The following is a 7538-nucleotide window of genomic DNA, read 5'->3' as shown; positions in this document are numbered from 1 at the left end:
TGTTTTTGTGGTTATTAACATTCTATCAAACAGGTCCAAATGGACTTTTTATTTTCTATCAAGTGTTCAATTTAATTTTACAATCGGCCTAAAAATAAAATTTACAATTTACATTGACTTATCACCACATGACTCATAGATTAGATATTTATATTTTACAGGATAAGCGAACATATGTCTCTATTTTTTAATAAAAAAGCTGACTGCTAGGTCAGCTTGGCCCTATCCATCCCCGCATTAAAATACGGGGATTTTCGGGCGTTTTTCATTAAAGAAGGGGCAAAAGCTAACCTTTGACCAAGCAGTAACTTTTGTAAGTCAATTGGACGATTTTGATCATGATCCTTATGATTATTACCGTATTAATGGAAGAAGTACAAAAAGTTTTACGCTTGGGCTATAACTTGGTAAAAATTGAACATCGGGGTTACGTTCTACCTAATATCTATAACAGCAAGAATAATTGGCAATATATTACTGATCGTCCAGTATGGAATTTCGGCAAAGATAGTCATTTTTGGCTAGGATATGCGGCTTCAGATGTAAAGAAGAAGCAACCATTAGATATTAAGGAAATTGCTGAAGAGAGTACAAAAAAACCAGCCTTAAAGAAGTTAGTCAAACAATATTACGGCCTTAAAGGTAATCGATTCTTCATCTATAATCGTCAAGGCAAGTTGATCAAAAAGTTAACACTTAAGAAAGAAAAGATTTTTAAGGTTAAAGGCCATCGGATCGTGAAAAATAATATTAAAAAAGTGTTGACATTGATGATAATTTACTTAAAATAATTATTAACAATTTAATTAATCTGAAAACAAAGAGAAAGAAGAGTAGTTTAATTCGAATTTGCAGCGAATCTCGTTAGGTGTGAGGAGATAAAGGTAGAATTGAATGAAAATCACTTTCGAGTTCTATTTCTTAATCTTGTAGTAAGAAATGGTGGGAGCACCCGTTATAGTGCCTGCGTATCGCTGAAGTTTCTTCGGCCGCACGCGAAAGGTATTGTTAGTAATAACAATATAAATAAAGGGTGGTACCACGCTAGAAGCGTCCCTCAATCAAAGCAATTTTGGTTGGGGGACTTTTTTTGTGATCAGATAATTCTTAATTCTCAGGAGGACGAGTGTATGAATGATGAAAAATCTCGTAAGTTGACCTGGAAGCAATATTTAGTCGTTGCTTCTTTACTATTTGGATTATTCTTTGGGGCTGGTAACCTGATTTTCCCACTTCACTTGGGACAGCTTGCCGGTGCGAATTGGGGGACAGCCGCAGTTGGATTTCTGATCACTGGTGTGTTATTGCCTTTACTATCAGTGCTTGCCGTAGCCATTACCCGTGCAGGTGGTGTTTACGATATCGGTAAACCATTAGGCGCCGGCTTTGCCGTAGTATTTATGGTATTGATCCATGCGACTATCGGTCCTTTGTTTGGTACACCAAGAACAGCAACTGTTTCATTTACTGTAGGTGTAGCACCATTTATCCCTAAAGATATGCAAACTGTCGCATTGTTAGTATTTTCAGCTGTGTTTTTCTTATTAGCATTTGCATTTTCGTATCATGAAAACAACATCTTGTCTAATGTTGGTAAGGTTTTAAACCCATTATTTTTAGCACTTTTATTTTTAGTTTTCGTTGTAGCATTTCTTAATCCATTAGGAAATCCACAAACTGCTGCTGTTACTGCTGCTTACAAGCATTCAGCATTAGTTAACGGCTTCCTTGAAGGTTATAACACTATGGATGCCTTAGCTGGTTTGGCTTTTGGTGTTACTGTTGTTACCGCTGTTCGTTCAATGGGTCAAAAAGATCCAAAGAGTGTTTCAAAGGTGGTTGCCAAATCTGGTGTAGTTGCTATGGGTGCCGTAGCTTTAATCTACTTACTTTTGATCTTGATGGGTGCAATGTCATTAGGTCACTTCAAGGTATCAGATAACGGTGGTGTTGCATTTAACCAAATCGTTAATGAATACGGTGGTCTTTTTGGTCAAGCATTACTTGCATTCTTGTTAACTGTTACTTGTTTAACTACTGCTGTTGGTTTGGTTGCCGCATTTGCACAAGATTTCCATAAGCATTTCCCAAAGGTTAGTTATCACGCATGGCTTGCTCTTAGTTGTTTAGCATCATTCTTTGCTGCTAACTTTGGTTTGGATCAAATCATCGCCTGGTCAACTCCAATGTTGATGTTCTTGTACCCATTATCAATGGTCCTGATCCTTTTGTCAGTATTTTCACCATTGTTCAAACGTGATAGCGTAGTTTACTTCTTTGTGATCTTGTTCACGGTAGTACCTGCATTAGGTGACATGGTTGTAGCATTTCCAGCAGTTGTTAGTCAAAGCCAATTTGGTTTAATGGTTACTTCAGTTAGAAGTTCTTTGCCACTTGCAAGTATGGGACTTTCATGGTTAGTACCTGCATTAGGTGGTTTGGCAGTTGGATTAGTATTCCACGTCTTTAGAAGAAAGAACTTAGTCACTGCACAAGAAGAATTTGAATAAAAATAAAAGCTTTTCTACTCATGCAAAATACGTGAATAGAAAAGCTTTTTCAGTATTAATTTTAATTACTTCAAATTATTAACCTTCACAACAGCTTTGGATACATCCTTTAATTTACCTGAAGTAAATTGCTCAACTTCACCTAAAGATAATTCATGTGAGATTAATGGTAAGACATCGACTTTATGTGATTCAAGTAGTCCAATGGCATCTTCAAAGCAGTATGGATTGATAAATGAGCCTTGAATCGTTAATTGCTTTTGATAGATTTCATAAGAATTAATCTTGAATTGTGACTTAGGGTTGGCCACGCCAAACATTAATACTTGTGCACCACGCCGCGTAGCAGCAATTGCTTCTTCTTGGGTAATAGGATTACCGACAGCTTCTACTACAATGTCGTAAGCATTGTTAGGAATCTTGTCTCCTTGAGCGGTATTAAAAGTAGTGACATCAAAATGATCATGATTGAGCTTTAATTTCTCTTTAGAAATACCAGCTAAATCCACCTGATGAACGCCCATTGCCTTTAAAGTTTGAACGAATAATTCACCCATAAAGCCGTCCCCGATGACTAATGCTTTTTGATAGGGATGCAATTTTAACAAATTTACACCATGCATAGCACATGAAAGTGGTTCAGTGACTGCAGCTGCCTTAAGTGAAAGGTTATCTGAAATAGGGTAGACAACTTTAGCTGGCGCGGTGAAGTATTCCGCAAAACCGCCATCACGAGTGACACCTACAGCGGAAAGGTGTTCACAAAGTTCTGGTCGAGAAGTACGACAGTAGTAACATTGACCACAGTAAATATTAGGGTCAACAGTTACTCGATCACCAGGTTTAATATTGGTGACATTTTTGCCAACCTCTTTAACAATCCCTGAGTTTTCATGACCTAAAATAATAGGTGGATTTGCTTGAGCAGAACCTGGTAAACCATTGTAAAGTTCACGATCTGTGCCGCAAATACCGGCATAGGCTGTATGAATTAAAACTTCATCATCTTTGACCTCTGGGGTGGGAACTTCTTTTTCTTCTAATTTTTTAGTTACTGTTAAAACTAATGCTTGCATAATTTTTCCTCGATTCTTCATGAATAGAGTAACTCATTTGAAGGCAAATGTAAGTACTTTCATAGATGAAAATTATAAATTATTAAAGCTTTTACCAATAAAAGCAGAAAAATAGTGTTGCCAATAAAAATTAATATAATATAAGGATATGAAACGAGGTAATAATATGAAGAAATTTGGTAAATTAGGTTTAGGAGCCGCAGTCGTTAGTTTATTTGCTTTATTAGTTGGAAAGAAGTTAAATGATCAAGTAGATAAAAAAGATGCTGAAGATCGCGGCGTAAGTAAAATAGACTAAAAGGAGCTGGATGGGATACCATTAAGTTTTTATTTAAGTAAAAAGTAAGTGCATCTTACTTTTTAAGCGCACTCATCAGCAGCTATAATAACGATAGTTACTTAATTAAACATAACAACAGAGTATATAAAAGGAGAGCAAAAATAATGGAGTATCATAAGATCAATCAAGAAGATTTGAAAGCTTTAAGTTCTTATATTGCTGATCCTGCGCGCCTTATCACTAATCCAACTACGCACTGGGATCACGATCAATTCAAGACCGTTCGTGCTATGCCAGACTTGGTCATTCAACCGGTTACTAATGAAGAAGTATAAAAAGTCGTTAAATATGCTAGTGATCACAATATTCCGATCGTGCCAAGAGACAATTCAACTGGCTTGATGGGAGCCAACTTGACAGTTGAAGGTGGTATTTCACTAGACATGATTAAAATGAATAAGTTGCTAGAATATGATCCAACATCATTAACTATGACTGTACAGGCAGGGATGCGGTTGATTGATATTGAAAAATTCTTAGCAAATAAACCATTTTCATACATGCCAGCACCAGCGATGCACTGGGCTTCAATTGGTGGTAACGTTGACACCGATGCTGGTGGCTTAAAGTCTGTCAGATATGGCGTAACTCGTGAACACATTCGTCAATTGAAAGTAGTTTTGACTGATGGTAAATTATACAAGTTTGGTGCTAAAGCTGTTAAATCTTCATCAGGTTACTCACTCAAAGATTTAATCATTGGATCAGAAGGTACTTTAGGTGTAGTTACCGAAGTAACGATGCGGCTTTATCCAACACCAAGAAAGTCAATTAACGCTTTAATTCCATTTCCAACATTAAATGATGCGATCAAGTCAGTACCAGCAATTTTGGCTTCAGGCGTAGTACCTACTACAGTAGAATTTATGGGTAGGAAAGTTATCGATCTCTGGGAGAAATACTATAATGAAAAATTCCCAGTTGATACAGGAGATGGCTTTATTTTACTTCGTTTTGACGCCTTCACCGATGGAGAATTGCAAGCTGAATTAAAGCAAGCTGTTGCCACTACCAAGCAATTTAAGTCAGCAACACCAATTGTGCTTGATGCTAACTCAGAAGAAGCAAAGACCGTTTGGAAGTGTCGTGAAGATTTGTTGTTAGCTATTCAAAAATCAACGCCTAAGATGGATGAGGTAGATATTTATGTACCAATCAATCATATTCCTGATGTTTTGGATCGAGTAGATGAGCTTGAAAAAGAAATAGGTATGAGAATTCCTAACTTTGGTCATGCTGGTGACGGTAATTTGCACATCTATCTCTGTTCAGACAATATGAGTGATGAGGAACACAAAGAAAAGAGCGATAAGGTAATTACAGAACTTTACAAGACTGCTAAAGCCCTTGATGGTACATGTCTGGTGAACATGGTATTGGTTATGTTAGAAAAGATTGGTTCGAATGGTACTATGGTGAAGACTATACTAACTTATTAAGAAAGATTAAAAAGGTCTTTGATCCAAACTCTGTTTTGAACCCAGACAAGATTTTCCCATTACAAGATAATAGCAAGTTGACTAATTTAACTTATGTAAACGAATTGGTAATGAGCTAAAGCAATAGAATAAAAGAACAAAAAAGATGGTCATTTTCCTGTGAGAAAAAGATCATCTTTTTGTTTTTAAGCTTCTTTTGTTAATTCATAAATTGCTTCGGCGTAAATGGCAATTGAATCAATCAAGTCATCAACTTTCATGTATTCGTTAGCTTGGTGCATAACCATTGGTGCATCTTCTGGTTGAGCACCGAAGGCTACACCATGCTTGAATAGACGACCATAAGTACCACCACCGATAACAACTTCGTGGCCTGGTTTACCAGTTTGATGTTCATAAACCTTGAGTAAGGTCTTAACTAATGGATCATCACCTGGTACGTAGTGTGGTTCTTCAAATGAGTTGAATGAAGCAGTTAGGATATCACCAAATTTTTCTTCAACTTGCTGAACCATCTTGTCTGGATCAGTACCCTGTGGGTAACGGATATTATCCTTTAAGATAGCATCACCATCAGCCTGATATTCAAAGATACTTGGTGCACTTGAAAGATCACCCATTAAATCATCATGATGAGCAACGCCAAGCTTTTCACCCTTAAAGTCTTCATGTTCAACATCAGCTAAGAAGTTAAGATAATTCTTGTCGCGTCCAGCGAAATCGAATTGATTGAGGAACTTACCTAAGAAAGTGGCAGCATTGCGACCAACTTGAGGAGCAGAAGCATGAGCACCTTGACCAGTAAGTTCGATCTTAGCTTGATCGCCATTAATTTCAAACTTACCTTCTAAGTCATTGTCAACTAAAAACTTAGTGAATTGTTTCTTAATATTTGCTAAATCACTTCCACTAATAATAGCGTAAGCCTTTTGTGGAGTAACATTTTCAGCAATACCGGCAGTAAACTTCTCAAGTTTTGCATTGCCCGTTTGATCATCATCTTTAAAGTTAAGTATCAAAGTATAAATTCCTTGCTCACCGTTAATGATTGGGTACTCTGCATCAGGAGAGAATACTTGATCTGGAGTAGGTTCGTGCTTTAAGTAGTAATCAATACCAACCCAGTTAGTTTCCTCATTAGTACCAACGATGAAGTCGATCTTTTTCTTAGGAGTAAAGCCAGCTTCTTTTAGTAAAAGCATGCCGTAGTATGCGGCAAGGGCAGGACCTTTATCATCTGCGGAACCACGACCGATGATTTTTCCATCCTTAATCAGCATCTTGAATGGATCGGTATTCCAACCATCACCTGCAGGAACTACATCCATGTGACCTATGATGCCAAGACGTTCTTCACCATCACCATAGTCAACGCGACCAGCATAGTTATCAACGTTCTTAATATGAAAGCCATCTCTTTCGGCAAATGATAAAAACTTCTTCATTGCCTTAACTGGGCCAGGACCAACAGGGTATTCTGTAGAAGTATTATCTAAATCTTCAGAAGAATCAATGGCAATTAATTCGCCTAAATCGCGTAAAATATCATCTTTCTTAGCAGCGGCTAATTTCTTATAGTCTAAGCTCATATTTTTCTCTCCCTTAATTAAAATTGATTAATAATATTTTATCAGAAATATTTGATTCTTACTAAAAATTGGATCATTTAACTACTTCCTACAGTCTTTAAGATACCTCAGTAGTATATATGATTACAACAGATCCAAATAGATGGTATAATAGACATGGATAGGCTGTGATTTCAATGGCATCTTACAAAAAAATACAAGCAAACGTAGATTCAAATTTAGCTTTACAAGCTGAAGGTATATTTAAAGATATTGGACTCACTACTACTACTGCTATAAATGTTTTTTTAAAGAAAGTAGTTGCAACGGGAGGTATTCCTTTTGAATTGAAAGAAACGCCAGAACAAAGAGCAACAAGAGATTTGGTACAAACTATTTCAAAATTACCTCATAAAGAAGCTAAATCAACGAAAGATATCGAGGATTGGCTGAATGAGGACTAACGATATTGTGGATGTTTTTGTAGCATATACTGATAAAACAGGTGGTAAAAGCAGACCAGTTTTAATGAAAAACGCCCGAAAATCCCCGTATTTTAATGCGGGGATGGATAGGGCCAAGCTGACCTAGCAGTCAGCTTTTTT

At 36.8% G+C, this 7538-nt stretch carries 7 protein-coding genes, 1 pseudogene and 1 other annotated feature; of the genes and pseudogenes, 6 read left to right on the top strand and 2 right to left on the bottom strand.

Annotation, left to right across the window (positions count from 1 at the left end; translation table 11 throughout):
- Nucleotides 1–347: 347 nt before the first annotated feature.
- Nucleotides 348–791, top strand: a complete 444-nt coding sequence (locus CP368_RS08720) for a hypothetical protein (RefSeq protein ID WP_233185857.1) — start codon at nucleotides 348–350, stop codon at nucleotides 789–791.
- A gap of 20 nt (nucleotides 792–811) precedes the next feature.
- Nucleotides 812–1061 (top strand) — a binding site (T-box leader).
- Between the two features lie 69 nt (nucleotides 1062–1130).
- Nucleotides 1131–2510 carry a branched-chain amino acid transport system II carrier protein gene (brnQ, locus tag CP368_RS08715; protein ID WP_087235811.1) on the top strand — a complete coding sequence of 460 codons (1380 nt, stop codon included), beginning with the start codon at nucleotides 1131–1133 and terminating at the stop codon, nucleotides 2508–2510.
- A 65-nt stretch (nucleotides 2511–2575) separates the two neighbouring features.
- Here the strand turns inward: brnQ and CP368_RS08710 are convergent, their stop codons facing one another.
- Nucleotides 2576–3586 carry a zinc-dependent alcohol dehydrogenase family protein gene (locus CP368_RS08710; protein ID WP_098044376.1) on the bottom strand — a complete coding sequence of 337 codons (1011 nt, stop codon included), beginning with the start codon at nucleotides 3584–3586 and terminating at the stop codon, nucleotides 2576–2578.
- Nucleotides 3587–3752: 166 nt separating this feature from the next.
- Between CP368_RS08710 and CP368_RS10990 the strand changes: the two genes are divergently transcribed.
- Both CP368_RS10990 and CP368_RS08700 read left to right on the top strand, forming a co-directional pair.
- Nucleotides 3753–3884, top strand: coding sequence for a hypothetical protein (locus CP368_RS10990; protein ID WP_087363188.1), 132 nt, complete (start codon nucleotides 3753–3755; stop codon nucleotides 3882–3884).
- 146 nt (nucleotides 3885–4030) lie between these two features.
- Nucleotides 4031–5484, top strand: a pseudogene (locus CP368_RS08700) (FAD-binding oxidoreductase).
- Nucleotides 5485–5550: 66 nt separating this feature from the next.
- Here CP368_RS08700 and pepV read toward each other — a convergent pair.
- On the bottom strand, nucleotides 5551–6954 hold the full coding sequence (gene pepV / locus CP368_RS08695; protein ID WP_025006397.1) for a dipeptidase PepV: 1404 nt from the start codon (nucleotides 6952–6954) through the stop codon (nucleotides 5551–5553).
- A gap of 176 nt (nucleotides 6955–7130) precedes the next feature.
- Here pepV and CP368_RS08690 point away from each other — a divergent pair, with 176 nt between their 5' ends.
- Nucleotides 7131–7397, top strand: coding sequence for a type II toxin-antitoxin system RelB/DinJ family antitoxin (locus CP368_RS08690; protein WP_098044377.1), 267 nt, complete (start codon nucleotides 7131–7133; stop codon nucleotides 7395–7397).
- Nucleotides 7387–7524 (top strand): hypothetical protein, encoded by a 138-nt coding sequence (locus CP368_RS10865; protein WP_233185856.1) that lies wholly within the window; start codon nucleotides 7387–7389, stop codon nucleotides 7522–7524. Before CP368_RS08690 ends, CP368_RS10865 begins: the two co-directional genes overlap by 11 nt.
- Nucleotides 7525–7538: the final 14 nt, after the last annotated feature.

It is taken from the genome of Lactobacillus sp. UMNPBX17 (assembly GCF_002553735.1).
GTDB lineage: Bacteria > Bacillota > Bacilli > Lactobacillales > Lactobacillaceae > Lactobacillus > Lactobacillus gallinarum.
This window is presented reverse-complemented; position numbering and strand designations above follow the sequence as displayed.